The 14748-nt window shown below is 59.4% G+C and carries 15 protein-coding genes; 11 read left to right on the top strand and 4 right to left on the bottom strand.

Features of this window, described 5'->3' with window-relative positions:
* The first annotated feature begins 12 nt into the window (after positions 1 to 12).
* Both QMK47_RS19330 and QMK47_RS19325 read left to right on the top strand, forming a co-directional pair.
* Complete coding sequence (locus tag QMK47_RS19330; RefSeq protein ID WP_003203772.1) at positions 13 to 723, top strand: AzlC family ABC transporter permease; 711 nt, start codon at positions 13 to 15, stop codon at positions 721 to 723.
* Positions 720 to 1028 carry an AzlD family protein gene (locus tag QMK47_RS19325; protein ID WP_214510603.1) on the top strand — a complete coding sequence of 103 codons (309 nt, stop codon included), beginning with the start codon at positions 720 to 722 and terminating at the stop codon, positions 1026 to 1028. Before QMK47_RS19330 ends, QMK47_RS19325 begins: the two co-directional genes overlap by 4 nt.
* A 53-nt stretch (positions 1029 to 1081) precedes the next feature.
* Here QMK47_RS19325 and QMK47_RS19320 read toward each other — a convergent pair whose 3' ends face one another.
* Together QMK47_RS19320 and QMK47_RS19315 are read right to left on the bottom strand one after the other, a co-directional pair.
* Positions 1082 to 1288 (bottom strand): hypothetical protein, encoded by a 207-nt coding sequence (locus tag QMK47_RS19320; RefSeq protein ID WP_018610898.1) that lies wholly within the window; start codon positions 1286 to 1288, stop codon positions 1082 to 1084.
* A gap of 232 nt (positions 1289 to 1520) precedes the next feature.
* Complete coding sequence (locus QMK47_RS19315; RefSeq protein ID WP_320389134.1) at positions 1521 to 2732, bottom strand: MFS transporter; 1212 nt, start codon at positions 2730 to 2732, stop codon at positions 1521 to 1523.
* A gap of 129 nt (positions 2733 to 2861) precedes the next feature.
* On the opposite strand from QMK47_RS19315, the gene QMK47_RS19310 reads away from it, so the two are divergent.
* Positions 2862 to 3371 carry an anti-virulence regulator CigR family protein gene (locus QMK47_RS19310; RefSeq protein ID WP_214510605.1) on the top strand — a complete coding sequence of 170 codons (510 nt, stop codon included), beginning with the start codon at positions 2862 to 2864 and terminating at the stop codon, positions 3369 to 3371.
* A 621-nt stretch (positions 3372 to 3992) separates the two neighbouring features.
* On the opposite strand, the gene QMK47_RS19305 is transcribed toward QMK47_RS19310, so the two are convergent.
* Positions 3993 to 5837, bottom strand: a complete 1845-nt coding sequence (locus tag QMK47_RS19305; RefSeq protein WP_253476454.1) for a sigma-54-dependent Fis family transcriptional regulator — start codon at positions 5835 to 5837, stop codon at positions 3993 to 3995.
* 420 nt (positions 5838 to 6257) lie between these two features.
* On the opposite strand from QMK47_RS19305, the gene QMK47_RS19300 reads away from it, so the two are divergent.
* The 8 genes from QMK47_RS19300 (at position 6258) to QMK47_RS19265 (ending at position 13519) form a co-directional block, all read left to right on the top strand.
* Entirely contained in the window at positions 6258 to 7352 is a 1095-nt protein-coding gene (locus tag QMK47_RS19300) for an ABC transporter ATP-binding protein (protein ID WP_003203764.1), read from the top strand.
* Positions 7352 to 8461, top strand: coding sequence for an ABC transporter ATP-binding protein (locus QMK47_RS19295; RefSeq protein ID WP_253476452.1), 1110 nt, complete (start codon positions 7352 to 7354; stop codon positions 8459 to 8461). The genes QMK47_RS19300 and QMK47_RS19295 overlap by 1 nt, the downstream gene beginning before the upstream one ends.
* Positions 8458 to 9324, top strand: a complete 867-nt coding sequence (locus tag QMK47_RS19290) for a carbohydrate ABC transporter permease (RefSeq protein ID WP_214510608.1) — start codon at positions 8458 to 8460, stop codon at positions 9322 to 9324. Before QMK47_RS19295 ends, QMK47_RS19290 begins: the two co-directional genes overlap by 4 nt.
* 10 nt (positions 9325 to 9334) lie before the next feature.
* The gene (locus QMK47_RS19285) at positions 9335 to 10135 is read left to right on the top strand and encodes a carbohydrate ABC transporter permease (RefSeq protein ID WP_214510609.1); all 801 of its coding nucleotides are present in this window, start codon (positions 9335 to 9337) and stop codon (positions 10133 to 10135) included.
* Positions 10136 to 10145: 10 nt separating this feature from the next.
* Positions 10146 to 10418 carry a DUF2160 domain-containing protein gene (locus QMK47_RS19280; RefSeq protein ID WP_041023708.1) on the top strand — a complete coding sequence of 91 codons (273 nt, stop codon included), beginning with the start codon at positions 10146 to 10148 and terminating at the stop codon, positions 10416 to 10418.
* Between the two features lie 48 nt (positions 10419 to 10466).
* A complete protein-coding gene (locus QMK47_RS19275; RefSeq protein ID WP_253476450.1) occupies positions 10467 to 12209 on the top strand; it encodes an ABC transporter substrate-binding protein in 1743 nt (580 codons plus the stop codon).
* Between the two features lie 171 nt (positions 12210 to 12380).
* Entirely contained in the window at positions 12381 to 12686 is a 306-nt protein-coding gene (locus QMK47_RS19270) for a transposase (RefSeq protein WP_038858942.1), read from the top strand.
* Positions 12683 to 13519: an IS3 family transposase gene (locus tag QMK47_RS19265; protein ID WP_253470111.1), complete on the top strand. Its 837-nt coding sequence runs from the start codon at positions 12683 to 12685 to the stop codon at positions 13517 to 13519. The genes QMK47_RS19270 and QMK47_RS19265 overlap by 4 nt, the downstream gene beginning before the upstream one ends.
* Before the next feature lie 223 nt (positions 13520 to 13742).
* Here QMK47_RS19265 and QMK47_RS19260 read toward each other — a convergent pair whose 3' ends face one another.
* Entirely contained in the window at positions 13743 to 14669 is a 927-nt protein-coding gene (locus tag QMK47_RS19260) for an alpha/beta hydrolase (RefSeq protein WP_320389132.1), read from the bottom strand.
* Positions 14670 to 14748 lie beyond the last annotated feature (79 nt).

Raw genomic sequence — 14748 nt, 5'->3', positions numbered from 1 at the left:
AGAGGCCCTGTTTTGTCGAATGTTGAACCCCACCTGCACGCGCTGACGTTGAATCACATCTACGACGGTTTCAAACAGCTGATCCCCATCTCTCTTTTCGTCGTCGTGTTCGGCGTTGCTTTCGGCCTGGCCGCTGCGCAAACGGGCTTGAGTGATACATCAGCCGTGCTCATGAGCACGCTGGTCTTTGCCGGCGCTTCTCAATTTGCCGCGCTGGACCTGTGGGGCCAGCAAGTGCCGGTCGTCCCGCTGATGATCACAGTCTTCGCTATCAACGCCCGGCACTTGTTGATGGGCGCGACGCTTTACCCGTGGCTGCGGGAGCTGCCCGTTGCCAAACGCTACGGTGTCATGCTGGTTGTTTCGGACGCGAACTGGGCCATGGCGATGCAGGCGTTCAGTCGGGGCAAGCCGGGGCTCGGGCTTTTATTCGGCGGCGGCATTGCACTCTGGGTCGCGTGGATCCTGGGCAGTTGGCTGGGGCTTCATTTCGGCAGCGCCATTGAGAACCCGGTCAGTTTCGGGCTCGATATGGTGATGGGTTGTTTCTTGCTGGCGATGGTCGTGGGCGGGAAGAAAAACCTGCGCATGTTCATCATCTGGACCGTGGCGGCCTGCTCATCGCTGTTGGCTTACTGGTACTTGCCGGCGAACAGTCATGTCGTGGTCGGCGCTTTGGCGGGGGGCATTCTGGGCGCGCTGTGGATGGAGAAAAAACAATGAGCATTGAAACGGCGGGTTACGGCACCCTGGTGGTCATATTGATAATGGCCGCGGTGACATTGGCGACTCGGTGGGGCGGTGTTTTCGTGATGTCGTTCGTGCCGATCAACTATCGGGTGCAGCAGTTCATCACGGCCATGTCCGGTTCGGTGTTGGTGGCGGTGTTGGCTCCGCTGGCGGTTAAAGGTGACAACGGCGCACGCCTGGCTTTGCTGACCACGGCAATCGTCATGCTGGCACTGAAAAAACCGCTGCCGGCAATTGCGGCCGGCATACTTGCAGCTGCTTTAGCCAGGCAGTTCTGAAAGGTCGAGTCGCCCGCGAACAAGCGAGCGACGAAACCCCATCAACACCCAGGTCAAAAACTCAGCGCCGCCGCTTCCCCAAACGAGTGATCCTGTACCCCTGCCATAAAGTGCAGCGACATCTCCTGGGGGGCCTCGATGGGTGGAATTTCAAAACTCCCCACCACCTGACCCTGAAGCGCACTCAGCCGCATCGACTCTTCTTCCTTTAACTTTGCCATTCTCGCGTGATTCGCTGCGATTTCGTTGAGAGTTGACACGGTACATCTCCGTTTGCTGACCAAGCATTGATTAATTTGCCGCCGCGTCAGAATTACGTCGTTCTTGGCTGCTGAGACAGGCCAGTGCAAACCCTGAGCCAGACGTGGCCGCCTGTTGGCCCCGACACTCGACAGGTGACGAATGGCGGGGCAGACGCGCATTGACGCCGGCAACGTTGCAACCATGCCTCAATAATAAGTCACTGATAATACAAACCGCTCCTCGGCAGGGTCAGTCGCTCTCGGCGCTGTAGATGCTCGACCGGTGTGTCGAATACCTGTGCACCACAACCACCCCGGCTCCGATCAGGCTGGTGGCAACCGCCAGCAGCACAATCACCTGCTGCGTTCCAATCGGCGCGGCCAGCACCGCGACCAGCAGGCCCGCGAGCGGTTGCGACAGGTTGTTGAGCAGCGTGATGACGCCGACGGTCTTGCCGAAGTCCTGGGGCGGAATCACTTGCTGGCGGAGGGTGCGGAAGTAGACGTTGAACATTTTGTCGAAACCGACAATCAGCAAGAAACCGACGACGTAGCCCCCTGTGTTCGGGCTGAGTGCGGTGATGAAGGCGCCGACGGCGATCAGCGTGTAGGAGAGGGCACCCAGCAGTTTCAAGGGCAAACTCACCCGGGCGAGGAAGAACAGGATGAGGATGGTGGTGACGGCACCGGCTGCCTGTAAACCTGCGTAGTCATCCTTGCCGGCGCCGTAATGGCCGATGACCATGGCCGCCGAGGTGGCCAGGGTGACGCCGATGATCAGGTTGACGCCCACTGCCAGGCTGATGATCTTTTTCAGTTCCGCCAGGTTGCGAATGTGGCCGAAGGCAATGCGCAGCGGGTTCAGCCAGAGGTCGTGATGCTGCGCGAAGGTTTCCAGGGTGACCGAACTGACGCGTTGCCAATACAGCATCGCCAGGTCTGCCAGCAGGAACAGCCCGGCAATCGCCAGCACCACCCAGTGCCACGCCCACACATCAAGCAGCAGCGCAGCGATCAGTGGGCCCAGCACCAAGCCGGTCTGGTCGGCGATTTGCGAGTAGGACAGGGTCTTGTTGTAGGTGTAGTGCTTGAAGATGTACGGCATCACCACTTCGCGGGCCATGATGCCCTGGGTGGTCAGCACGCCGCACAGGGCCGAGAGCGCGACGATCCAATAGATCCCGCCGAAGACGCCATGGAGCACGACCGCCACCGCGCAGGCGACGGCGCGATAGACCTGGCTGATGTGCAGGATGCGAATCGGCGAGAACTTGTCGCACAGCGCGCCGCAGATCGGGAACGAGAGGTAGCGTGGCAAGGACTCGACGAAAAAGGCCAGGCCTGCCCAGGCGACGCTGTTGGTGGTCTGGAAAACAATCAGCGGGACGATGAACAGCAAAATCTGGTCGGCCAACCGGGAAAGGAACATCGAGACGAAAAAAGCCAGGTAATCCTTGCGCATGAAACTCCTTGATTGCTGTGTTCAGGTGTATCCGGTCCAGGCAAGCGGCGCGCAGCGTGATATGGAACTAATATCACCGTTAGTCTCTATATCTTTACAGGGGACATCCCTTTTTTGAGAGAACCTGCCATGTTCAAATCCCGCTCGTTGATTGCTGCAGTGACCTGTTTCGCCCTGGCGGCTGGCCCTGGCATTGTTGTCGCGGACCCGGGCAACGGCAAGGGAAATGCTCAATTCGATCAAGGTCCTGGCCACGGACAAGGAGGCAAAGGCGGGCAGGGCAACAAGGGCGGTCAAGGAAATCCCGGCAATAAGGGAGGCAAAGGCAACCAAGGCGGTGGCGGTGGTGGCGGCGATTGGCATAACGGCCCGAGCCTTGACCGCGGCGGCATCCTCGGTGTGATTGGCGGTTATCGCGATTACTGGAGCCCCGGCCCGGCGCTGCCGCCAGGCATCCAGAAAAATCTTGCACGGGGCAAGCCGTTGCCACCCGGAATCGCCAAGAAGCTCGATGGGCGACTCCTGGGGCGGTTGCCGCACTATGACGGTTATGAGTGGCAGCAGGTCGGCACGGACCTGATCCTGGTAGCGATCGCCACTGGCATCATTTATGAAGTGCTCAATGGCGCGTTCGACTAAGTCGGAGTAATGCCAATCAGTTAAGCAACACACCTGTGGGAGCGGGCTTGCTCGCGAAAGCGGTGGGTCAGCTAGCGATGATGTTGGCTGTGCCGACGCCTTCGCGAGCAGGCTCGCTCCCACAGTTTTTTCCGAGTTGTTCTCGAACATCACATTCAGCACAAATCCCCTGTGGGAGTATGACTGGGAGAGCCAGGTCGGCTGTCAGGCCGCCTCGCGAGCAAGCTTTGCTCCCACAGGTCCTGCTCAAACAGATTTGACGGGTGTACGACCGGGAGAACCAGGTCGGCTACTAGGCCGCCTCGCGGTGGACGTTGATCTCGGCGCCCCGTTAACCACGATGGCTGAACGCAGGTATTGCGTAGTGGGCACCTCGGCATGGATGCCGAGGTAGCCGCGCTGGGCCATGGATGGCCCTTCGCGGCGGGCCCACGGAGCAATGCCTTCGTTCAGGCATGCCGAGCCTAAGCGAGGCACCGAGTGGTGGGGCAGAAGCGCTTTGGTTACTTTCGCGCTTTTCGAAAGTGACTCGCCGTAAGGGCGAAACCGTCAGCCGCCGTGACCGCAGCAACGGATATGTACTCAATCAACAAGAGCAAGCCCACCCCCACAAGTTTCGTATCAGCTTTCAAGTTGCCGCAGCCGTTTGTACAACGTATTGCGGCTGACCCCCAGCCGTCGCGCCAGGTGTGAAATATTCCCGCCCACTGCCTGCAACTGACGGTTCAGGTCCTCGGCATCGTTGAGGTCCACCGTCAGCGGCTCAGGCGTTTCCACCGGTTCCATTTCAAGGTCGACAAAGAAGTCGTCGGGCAGGTGTTCCGGGCGGATCGGTTGTTCTTCGGCCATCGCCAGGGCCACTTGCAGCACGCTGCTGACCTGCCGCAGGTTGCCCGGCCATGGATGGCGTTCGAACAGGTCCAGTACCTCGCGGCTCAGGCCGGCCCATTGGGTCGGTTCGCGGTGGTGTTCCCAGAGGCGTTTGAACAGGGCCTGTTTGTCGCTGCGGTCGCGCAGCGGTGGCAGCTCCAGGGTCAGGCCGCCGATGCGGTAGTACAAGTCTTCGCGAAACCGCCCCAGTTGCACCTGTTCACGCAGCGAGCGGTTGGTGGCGGAGATGATGCGGATGTCCACCGGGAACAGCTCGGCGCTGCCCACCGGCTGTACGCAACGTTCCTGCAAGACCCGCAGCAGCCGGGCCTGGGTTGGCAGGGGCATGTCGCCGATCTCGTCGAGGAACAACGTACCCCGGTCGGCCTTGCGGATCAGGCCGATGCTGCCTTTCTGGTTGGCGCCGGTGAAGGCGCCTTTTTCATAACCGAACAATTCCGATTCCACCAACTCGGCGGGGATCGCTGCGCAGTTGACGGCAATGAACGGCTGCTTGCAGCGCGAACTGGCCTGGTGCAGGGCTTTGACGAAGACTTCCTTGCCGACGCCGGTCTCGCCGTGGATCAGCAGCGGAATGTCCTTCTCCAGCAAACGCTCGGCCTGGCGCACAGCCTTCTCCACACGGCTGTCACCGAAGTGCAGGGTGTTGAGGCTGATAGCGTTACTGGCGGGGGCCGGCGCAGGTGCTGTTTCGGTGAACACGCGAGCCTTGATCGACACCTGGCTCGGGCGCCTGAGCAAGCACTGGAAACGATTGCTGCCGGACGCTTGCAGGGCGAACGGCAGGCCGTCGGGCTGGTTCAGCAGTTCCAGCAGTGAGACCTTGAACAGGCTTTCAATGCTGACCCGCGACAGGCTCAAGCCCAGCAGGTTGTCGGCGCGGCGGTTGGCGGACAGGACCTGGCCGCTCTCATCGAAGACCAGCAGTCCGGCCCATTGGCTGTCGAGGTTGTTCAGGCCGGTGTTGAAGGTCAGTTGGAAGTGTTCACCGCGAAACAGGTTGAGGATCAGCCGGTTCTCCACGGTCTGGCTCATCATCTTGACCATGCCCAGGGTGTGGGAGGGCGGCAGGTAGCTGTCGCTGGAGACGTCCAGCACGGCGATGACCTTGCGCTCGGCATCGAAAATCGGCGCGGCGGAGCCGGTCATGAAGCGGTTGGCCTTGAGGAAATGTTCATCGTGTTCGATGTGCACAGCCTGTTCGCAGGCCAGCGCGGTGCCGATGGCGTTGGTGCCGGTGCAGCGCTCCATCCAGCTCGCCCCGGCGCTGAAGCCATGGGCCAGTTTCGGTTCGATGAAGCGCTGGGTGCCCCAGGAGGTCAGCACTTGGCCCTGGTTGTCGGCCAGCATGATCAGGCAGTTGGAGTTGCTCAGGATGTTTTCGTAGTACGGCAAGACTTCCTGGTGGGTGGTCTGCACCAGCGAATGCTGGCTCTCCAGCAACTGGGCGATGCCTTGGGCGGGCAACTGGTCGAAGGCCGGCACGCTTTGATGGTTCAGGCCGAAGGCGCGGCAACGGGACCAGGAGGCCTGGATGATGGCCTCGTGGGACAAGGCTGGAGCAGGTGCGGCCATGGGGCACTCTCGCAGGAGCTGTTTTTATTGTTGTGGCAAGTCTCGCACAGACTCCTTGTGCTGGGGCAGGCCTGAATACCACTTCATACACAAACCCTTGTGGGAGCGAGCTTGCTCGCGATAGCGGTGGATCAGCAGCATTGATTTGGCTGACACACCGCTATCGCGAGCAAGCTCGCTCCCACAGAGGGCATGGCCAGGCTAGCCGAAAACGTTCTTTCAGTGTTGTTCAAAATTGTTCATTGTCAACCCGGGCGTTGTTCAGTTGTTCATTCATGGCTGTTCACTTGTGTTCATCAATGAACGTATTTTTCCTGCAGATAAGTGGAAATTTCAGGCTAATCAAGGGGTTGTGATTTCTGGCACGGCTTTCGCTTTCTAACTCGGGTCGCTTGACTCCAATAATAAAAAGGCCGAGCCATGTCATTAAAGCTTGAGCACATCTGTCGCACCGTCGAAGGCCAGACCTGGATCGACGATGCCAATCTGAGTTTCGAACCCGGATCCTTCAACGTCCTGTTGGGCCGCACGCTGTCCGGCAAGACCAGCCTCATGCGCCTGATGGCCGGTCTGGACAAGCCCGACAGCGGCCGCATCCTGATGAACGGCGTCGACGTCACCAAGCGCCCGGTACGGCTGCGCAACGTGTCGATGGTCTATCAGCAGTTCATCAACTACCCGACCATGACCGTTTTCGAAAACATCGCCTCGCCGTTGCGCCAGGCCGGTGTGTCCAACGAGGTGATCCAGAGCAAGGTGCTGGAAACCGCCAGGATGCTGCGCATCGAGAAATTCCTGCAGCGTCATCCGCTGGAGTTGTCCGGCGGCCAGCAGCAGCGCACGGCCATGGCCCGGGCCTTGGTCAAGGACGCCGAACTGATCCTGTTCGACGAGCCGCTGGTGAACCTGGACTACAAGCTGCGTGAAGAGCTTCGCCAGGAAATGCGCGAATTGTTCCAGGCCCGCCACACCATCGCCGTCTACGCCACCACCGAGCCCAACGAGGCGTTGGCCCTGGGCGGCACCACCACGATCCTGCATGAGGGCCGGGTGATCCAGAGCGGCAAATCGTCCTCTGTGTATCACCAGCCGCAAACCGTGCTGGCCGCCGAATTGTTCTCCGAACCCCCGATCAACCTCATGCCGGGACGCATCGCCGGCAACGAGGTGAGCTTCGCCAATTTCGTGCACTTTCCGCTGAACGTCGACCTGCGCCCGGTGGGCGAGGGTGAGTTCCGTTTCGGCGTGCGCCCCAGCCATATTTCCCTGGTGCCGAGCAACGACGACGACCTCGAACTGGCGGTGACCGTCGAGGTGGCCGAGATCAGTGGCTCGGAGACCTTCCTGCACGTGCGCAACGAGCATTTCCTGCTGGTGTTGCACCTGCCAGGGGTGCATGAGTACGACGTGGATGCGCCGATCCGCATCTACATTCCGACCCATAAACTGTTTGTCTTCGACGCCCAGGGCAAGCTGGTCCAAGCCCCAGGGCAGCGTATCGCGAGGGTTGCCTGATGGCCGAAATTCGTTTGCAGAACCTCGCCCACAGCTACACCAGCACCCCGGCGGGCCCCGAGGACTACGCTATCCGCGAGATGAACCACATCTGGGAGCAGGGCGGCGCCTATGCGCTGCTCGGGCCTTCGGGCTGCGGCAAGTCCACGTTGCTCAACATCATTTCCGGATTGCTCAGCCCTTCCGAAGGGCAGGTGATGTTCGACAGCAAGATCGTCAACGAGCTGACCCCGGAACGGCGCAACATCGCCCAGGTGTTCCAGTTCCCGGTGGTCTACGACACCATGACCGTGTTCGACAACCTGGCGTTCCCGCTGCGTAACCAGGGCATGGCCGAGGCGAGAATCTACACCAAGGTGCAGGAAATCGCCGAGGTCCTGGACCTGCAGAACCTGCTGGACAAAAAGGCCCGCAACCTCACCGCCGACGAAAAACAGAAAGTCTCCATGGGCCGCGGGCTGGTGCGTGACGATGTGTCGGCGATCCTGTTCGACGAGCCGCTGACGGTGATCGACCCGCACCTGAAATGGAAACTGCGGCGCAAGCTCAAGCAGATCCACGAGCAGTTCAACATCACGATGGTCTACGTCACCCACGACCAGTTGGAGGCCTCGACTTTCGCCGACAAGATCGCCGTGATGTACGGCGGCCAGATCGTGCAGTTCGGCACGCCTCGGGACTTGTTCGAGCGTCCCAGCCACACCTTTGTCGGCTACTTCATCGGCAGCCCGGGGATGAACCTGATCGAGGTCACGGCACAGCCCGGTGGCGTCGGCTTCGCCTCGACGCACTTGCCGCTGTCGGAAACCTTGCAACGTCGGGTCGCCGAAGCCGAAGGCAAAAGCCTGAAGGTCGGTATCCGCCCGGAGTTCGTGCATGTCTGGGATGGCCCTTACGACGATGCGATGCGCGCTGACGTGGTCCACGTCGAAGACCTGGGCACCTACAAGATCCTGACCCTCAACCTCGATGGCGCACCGCTGAAAGTGCGCCTGGCCGAAGACAAGCCCGTGCCCGAAGGCACGGCGTACATCAGTTTTCCGGCCCAATGGCTGATGGTCTATGCCGATGAGTATTTGCTGGAACCGTTGAGTGAGGTGCAGCCATGAACAAGGTGCAGAACAACAAGGCCTGGTGGCTGGTATTGCCGGTGTTCCTGCTGGTGGCTTTCAGTGCCGTGATCCCGATGATGACCGTGGTCAACTATTCGGTGCAGGACATCTTCGACCAGTCCAGCCGCTACTTCGTCGGCGCCGACTGGTACAGGCAGGTGCTGCTCGATCCACGGCTGCACGATTCGCTGCTGCGCCAGTTCATCTACTCGGCGTGCGTGTTGCTGATTGAAATTCCCCTGGGCATCGCCATCGCCCTGACCATGCCGACCAAGGGCAAATGGTCGTCCCTGGTGTTGATCATCCTCGCGATCCCGCTGCTGATCCCGTGGAACGTGGTGGGCACCATCTGGCAGATTTTCGGCCGCGCCGACATCGGCTTGCTGGGCTCCACCCTCAATGGCCTGGGCATCAACTACAACTATGCAGCCAACACCATGGACGCCTGGGTCACCGTGCTGGTGATGGACGTCTGGCACTGGACGTCGTTGGTGGCGCTGTTGTGCTACTCGGGGCTGCGGGCGATTCCCGACGTGTACTACCAGGCCGCGCGGATCGACCGGGCCTCCAGCTGGGCGGTGTTCCGGCACATCCAGTTGCCGAAGATGAAGAGCGTGCTGCTGATCGCCGTGATGCTGCGTTTCATGGACAGTTTCATGATCTACACCGAGCCGTTCGTACTCACTGGCGGCGGGCCGGGCAACGCCACCACGTTCCTCAGCCAGACCCTGACGCAGATGGCCATCGGCCAATTCGACCTGGGCCCGGCGGCGGCGTTTTCCCTGGTGTACTTCCTGATCATTCTGTTGGTGTCCTGGCTGTTCTATACCGCCATGACGCACGCCGACGCCAACCGTTGAGGCCCGCACAATGAGCAAGAAAAAGCTGATACCGCTTTTGATCTACATCCTGTTCCTGCTGGTGCCCATCTACTGGCTGCTGAACATGTCGTTCAAGAGCAACACCGAGATCCTTGGCAGCCTGACTTTGTGGCCGCAGGATTTCACCTTCCACAACTACAAGGTGATCTTCACCGACCCGAGCTGGTACACCGGTTACCTCAACTCGCTGTATTACGTGAGCCTGAACACGGTGATTTCCCTGGCGGTCGCATTGCCGGCGGCCTATGCGTTTTCCCGCTACCGGTTCCTCGGCGACAAGCACCTGTTCTTCTGGCTGCTGACCAACCGCATGGCGCCACCGGCGGTGTTCCTGCTGCCGTTCTTCCAGCTGTATTCGTCCATCGGGTTGTTCGACACCCACATCGCCGTGGCCCTGGCCCACTGCCTGTTCAACGTGCCGTTGGCGGTGTGGATTCTCGAAGGGTTCATGTCCGGGGTACCGAAAGAAATTGACGAGACCGCCTACATTGACGGCTACAGTTTCCCCAAGTTCTTCACCAAGATCTTCATTCCGTTGATCGGCTCCGGCATCGGTGTCACGGCATTCTTCTGCTTCATGTTTTCCTGGGTCGAGCTGTTGCTGGCCCGGACGTTGACCTCGGTGAATGCCAAGCCGATCGCGGCGGTCATGACCCGTACGGTGTCGGCGTCCGGTATCGACTGGGGCGTGCTGGCGGCGGCGGGGGTGTTGACCATCCTGCCGGGCATGCTGGTGATCTGGTTCGTTCGCAACCACGTGGCCAAGGGCTTCGCCCTGGGCCGGGTCTGAGGAGTCGATGATGGAATGGATGAACTGGACCGCCCCCACGGCGGTATTTTTCGGGGTTATCGCCTTGTTCCTGGCAGGCATGACCACCTGGGAGTTGCGTTCGCCGAGCATCCCTCGGCGTGGTTTCCTGCCGATTACCACGACCCGTGGCGATCGGTTGTTTATCGGTCTTCTCGGTAGCGCCTACCTGCACCTGCTGGTAATCGGCGCCACCGACTGGAGCATCTGGATAGCGTTCGCGTTGTCTTGGGTGTGGCTGTTGGCAGTGATGCGGTGGGGCTAGTCGCGAAGGTTCGCCGATCAGGCTCTTAAACCCAAACAGGAGGTCTCTATGTTCAATAAAAACAATAAGCTGCGACATAGCGTTTCATTGGCAGCCATGCTGGCACTCAGCGGGCTGAGTGCTGCGGCCTGGGCCGACGCCTATGAAGACGCCGCTAAAAAATGGATCGGCAGTGAATTCAAGCCGTCGACCCTGACAGCCGAGCAGCAGCTCGAAGAGCTGAAGTGGTTCATCAAGGCCGCCGAGCCGTTTCGCGGCATGAGTATTAACGTGGTGTCGGAAACCCTCACCACTCACGAATACGAGTCCAAGGTACTGGCCAAGGCCTTCACCGAAATCACCGGGATCAAGTTGAACCACGACCTGCTGCAAGAAGGCGACGTGGTGGAGAAGATGCAGACGGTGATGCAGTCGGACAAGAACATCTATGACGGCTGGGTCAACGATTCGGACCTGATTGGTACGCACTTTCGCTACGGCAAGACCGAATCGATCACCGACCTGATGGCCAACGAAGGCAAGGCTTACACTTCGCCAACCCTGGACATCAAGGACTTCATCGGCATCTCCTTCACTACTGCGCCGGATGGCAAGATCTATCAGCTGCCCGACCAGCAATTCGCCAACTTGTACTGGTTCCGTGCCGACTGGTTCGAACGCCCGGAGCTGAAGGCCAAGTTCAAGGAGAAATACGGCTACGAGCTGGGTGTACCGGTGAACTGGTCGGCCTATGAAGACATCGCCAAGTTCTTCTCCGAAGACGTCAAGGAAATCGACGGCAAGCGTATCTACGGTCACATGGACTACGGCAAGAAAGACCCGTCCCTGGGCTGGCGCTTCACCGATGCCTGGTTCTCCATGGCTGGTGGCGGCGACAAGGGCCTGCCCAATGGTCTGCCGGTGGACGAGTGGGGTATTCGCGTCGAAGACTGCCATCCGGTCGGCTCCAGTGTCACCCGTGGCGGCGATACCAACGGCCCCGCGGCTGTATTCGCCACCACCAAGTACGTGGACTGGCTGAAGAAGTACGCGCCGCCGGAAGCGGCGGGCATGACCTTCTCCGAGTCCGGCCCGGTACCGTCTCAAGGCAACATCGCCCAGCAGATTTTCTGGTACACCGCGTTTACCGCCGACATGACCAAGCCGGGCCTGCCGGTGGTGAACGCCGATGGCACGCCGAAATGGCGCATGGCGCCTTCGCCACGTGGTCCGTATTGGGAGCAGGGCATGAAGCTGGGGTATCAGGACGTGGGTTCCTGGACATTCATGAAGTCTACGCCTGAGAAACAGAAACTCGCGGCCTGGCTCTATGCGCAGTTCGTGACGTCCAAGACCGTGTCGCTGAAGAAGACCATCGTTGGCCTGACGCCGATTCGTGAGTCGGACATCAACTCCCAGGCGATGACCGACCTGGCGCCGAAACTCGGTGGCCTGGTGGAGTTCTACCGCAGCCCCGCCCGTGTGCAATGGACCCCGACCGGGACCAACGTGCCGGACTACCCGCGCCTGGCGCAACTGTGGTGGAGCCACATCGCCGAAGCCGCCAGTGGCGAGAAGACCCCGCAGCAGGCCCTCGATGGCTTGGCCAAGGACCAGGATGCGATCATGACGCGCCTGGAACGCTCCAAGGCCCAAGCCACCTGCGCCCCGAAAATGAACCCCGAGCGCGACGCGCAATACTGGTTCGATCAACCGGGTGCACCGAAGCCGAAACTGGCGAACGAGAAGCCTAAAGGTGAAACAGTGAGCTACACCGAGCTGTTGAAATCGTGGGAGGCAGCACGCAAGTAAAGCCCCAAGCGTGAAAACGAACGGCACCGAAAGGTGCCGTTTTTTTTTGCGTGCGCTTGTACCGCTATCGCGATGTTGACTGGGCTGACACTTTCGCGAGCAAGCTTGAACTGGCCTAATAATTCCGGACACCTCTTAAGGGCGATATGATTTCGCCAATTTGGAGGTTCCATGAAAGAAAGAAGAGTCTTTTCCCGCGAGTTCAAACATCGTGCGGCCAGCATGGTGATTGATGACAACTGTTCAGTACAGGAAGTCTGCGCGTCGCTGGACATCAGTGCTACCGCGTTACGACGGTGGGTGGACCAGGTTCGCAAGGAACAAAAAGGTCAGCCAGTTCAAGGCACCAAGGCCATTACTGAGGATCAACGGCAGATTCAGGATCTGAAAGCCAAGATCAAACGCATGGAAATGGAAGCCGAAATCTTAAAAAAGGCTACCGCTCTCTTGATGTCGGATCCCGATCGTTTTCGATGATCGCGGAGCTAAGAGAGTCATTCCCGACCGCCATCCTGTGTCGCGTTTTCGATGTGAAGCGCAGCAGCTTTTACGAATGGCTACAGCGGCTCTCGCGGCCTAAGATCGAGCGCGAAGAACTCAAGGGGAAGGTGGTTGAACTGCACAGCGAAAGCCGGGAAGCCATGGGGTCCAGAACGATCAGCAAGCATCTGAAGGCCCAAAACATAGCGGTCGGCAGAAGCCTTGTTAGAACACTGATGAGGGAAGCCAACATTGTCAGTAAACAACGCCAGCCTCACCCATTCAGGTCCAAAGGAGTTGAAGCATTTGTCGCACCCAATCTGCTCAAGCGTAATTTCAAGCCGACCGTGGTCAATCAGGTCTGGTGTGGCGACGTTACAAGCTTGATGGTGGGTAAACGCTGGGTTCATCTGGCCATCGTTATCGACTTGTTTGCTCGCCGGGTCATTGGTTGGGCATTTTCGCTGGTCAATGACGCCAACCTGGTCAGCAAGGCGTTACGCATGGCGATAGAGCTTCGAACATGCCCACCTGGATTGATGTTTCATTCGGATCAGGGCTGTCAGTACACCAGCCGCAAGTTTCAAGAAGAGTTGATGCGCAATGGCATTTTGCAAAGCATGAGTCATCGCGGGCAGTGCTGGGACAATGCTCCAACAGAACGTTTTTTCGGCACCCTGAAGTCAGAATGGGTCCCTCGCAACGGTTACAGCACGAGCGAGGAAGCACAAACCGATATGGTGCGCTTCTTCATGTACTACAACCGCACCAGGCTCCACAGCTACAACGACTACCTATCGCCAATAGCCATGGAGCAAAAAGCAGCATAAACACCGTAACTGGTGTCCGGATTTACTTGACCAGTTCAAGCTCGCTCCCACAGTTTTTCCGCGTCGTTCACGGACCTCGCATACGCCACAAATCCCCTGTGGGGACACTGATCTTGTAAACAACCAAAGAACTGTGTGGGGGAGATCTGTGGGAGCAAAGCTTGCTCGCGATAGCGGTGTGACCGTCAATGAAGGTGTTGGGTATCAGCCGGGGGCTTGTGCGTTAGCCGGTCTTGGCCGAGCTTACCTGGATGGGCGATGGTTTGTTTTTCATCAACGTGTCCAGCGCTTGCCGGTAGTTTTTACCCGCCAGGCTCATGCTGTTGTTATGCGTCGCCCCCGGCACCAGCAGCAGGCGCTTGGGCTCCCGGGCGGCGTTGAACAGTTGCTCGCTGAAGCGTGGTGGTACGTAGCGATCGGCAGAGCCATGGACCACCAGCAGCGGCATGTTGATCTCGCCGATTTTGTCGATGGAATCGAATTTCTGCGACAACAACCAGCGCACCGGCAGGGACGTATTCGCCATCGCGGTGGCGACATCGCCCAAGGAGGTGAACGTGGATTCGATGACCAGGCCTCGGACCTGGGCAGCGCCATTCTTCGCGGCCTCCTGGCCCAACTGCGCAGCGAGGTCCACCGCGACGGCACCGCCCAGAGAATGACCGTAGATCAGCCGCAGGTCCGGGTCCGGTTGCAGTACCTTGAGGCGTTCCCAAGCGATGCGTGCATCCTCATAGACGCTGGCTTCCGACGGCAGATCCCCATGGCTTTTGCCAAAGCCACGATAATCGATAGCCAGCACCGAATAACCCAGCGCCCTCAGTTGCTGGATACGAAACAACTGGCCGGTCAAATTCCAACGCACACCGTGCAAGTACAGGATGGCCGGCGCATTCTTGCGTTCGGCCGGCCACCACCAGCCGTGGATATTTTCCCCGGTCTTGAAACTCTTGGGCTTGAGATCGAATTCCTGCACACCGCTGGGAAGCCCACTGAACCAGCTCGCCGTCCCCGGCTCGATGCGAAAGACCAGCTCGCGTTCCTTGTGCTGCAGCACTGCACAGCCCACCGGCAGCCCGACCACCATTGCGCTCATGACAAGGAAGGCCAGCCAGCGCCGCCGAAGGCGAGAGAATAAACGTAAAGGCATCGACGCAATTCGCTACTCGAAACAGAAGATGCCTTGTAGCAGATTCTCCGGAAGCGGCGCAGGGATTTCGGACGGTCGT

Source organism: Pseudomonas sp. P9_35, from assembly GCF_034008205.1.
Lineage (GTDB): Bacteria > Pseudomonadota > Gammaproteobacteria > Pseudomonadales > Pseudomonadaceae > Aquipseudomonas > Aquipseudomonas kilonensis.
This window is presented reverse-complemented; position numbering and strand designations above follow the sequence as displayed.

Bases quoted from the DNA above. Each gene is read 5' to 3' on its own strand.
- QMK47_RS19260 (WP_320389132.1), bottom strand. From the start codon at position 14,669: ATGCCTTTACGTTTATTCTCTCGCCTTCGGCGGCGCTGGCTGGCCTTC.
- QMK47_RS19300 (WP_003203764.1), top strand. From the start codon at position 6,258: ATGTCATTAAAGCTTGAGCACATCTGTCGCACCGTCGAAGGCCAGACC.
- QMK47_RS19285 (WP_214510609.1), top strand. From the start codon at position 9,335: ATGAGCAAGAAAAAGCTGATACCGCTTTTGATCTACATCCTGTTCCTG.
- QMK47_RS19315 (WP_320389134.1), bottom strand. From the start codon at position 2,732: ATGCGCAAGGATTACCTGGCTTTTTTCGTCTCGATGTTCCTTTCCCGG.
- QMK47_RS19310 (WP_214510605.1), top strand. From the start codon at position 2,862: ATGTTCAAATCCCGCTCGTTGATTGCTGCAGTGACCTGTTTCGCCCTG.
- QMK47_RS19295 (WP_253476452.1), top strand. From the start codon at position 7,352: ATGGCCGAAATTCGTTTGCAGAACCTCGCCCACAGCTACACCAGCACC.
- QMK47_RS19325 (WP_214510603.1), top strand. From the start codon at position 720: ATGAGCATTGAAACGGCGGGTTACGGCACCCTGGTGGTCATATTGATA.
- QMK47_RS19280 (WP_041023708.1), top strand. From the start codon at position 10,146: ATGGAATGGATGAACTGGACCGCCCCCACGGCGGTATTTTTCGGGGTT.
- QMK47_RS19290 (WP_214510608.1), top strand. From the start codon at position 8,458: ATGAACAAGGTGCAGAACAACAAGGCCTGGTGGCTGGTATTGCCGGTG.
- QMK47_RS19270 (WP_038858942.1), top strand. From the start codon at position 12,381: ATGAAAGAAAGAAGAGTCTTTTCCCGCGAGTTCAAACATCGTGCGGCC.
- QMK47_RS19265 (WP_253470111.1), top strand. From the start codon at position 12,683: ATGATCGCGGAGCTAAGAGAGTCATTCCCGACCGCCATCCTGTGTCGC.
- QMK47_RS19305 (WP_253476454.1), bottom strand. From the start codon at position 5,837: ATGGCCGCACCTGCTCCAGCCTTGTCCCACGAGGCCATCATCCAGGCC.
- QMK47_RS19275 (WP_253476450.1), top strand. From the start codon at position 10,467: ATGTTCAATAAAAACAATAAGCTGCGACATAGCGTTTCATTGGCAGCC.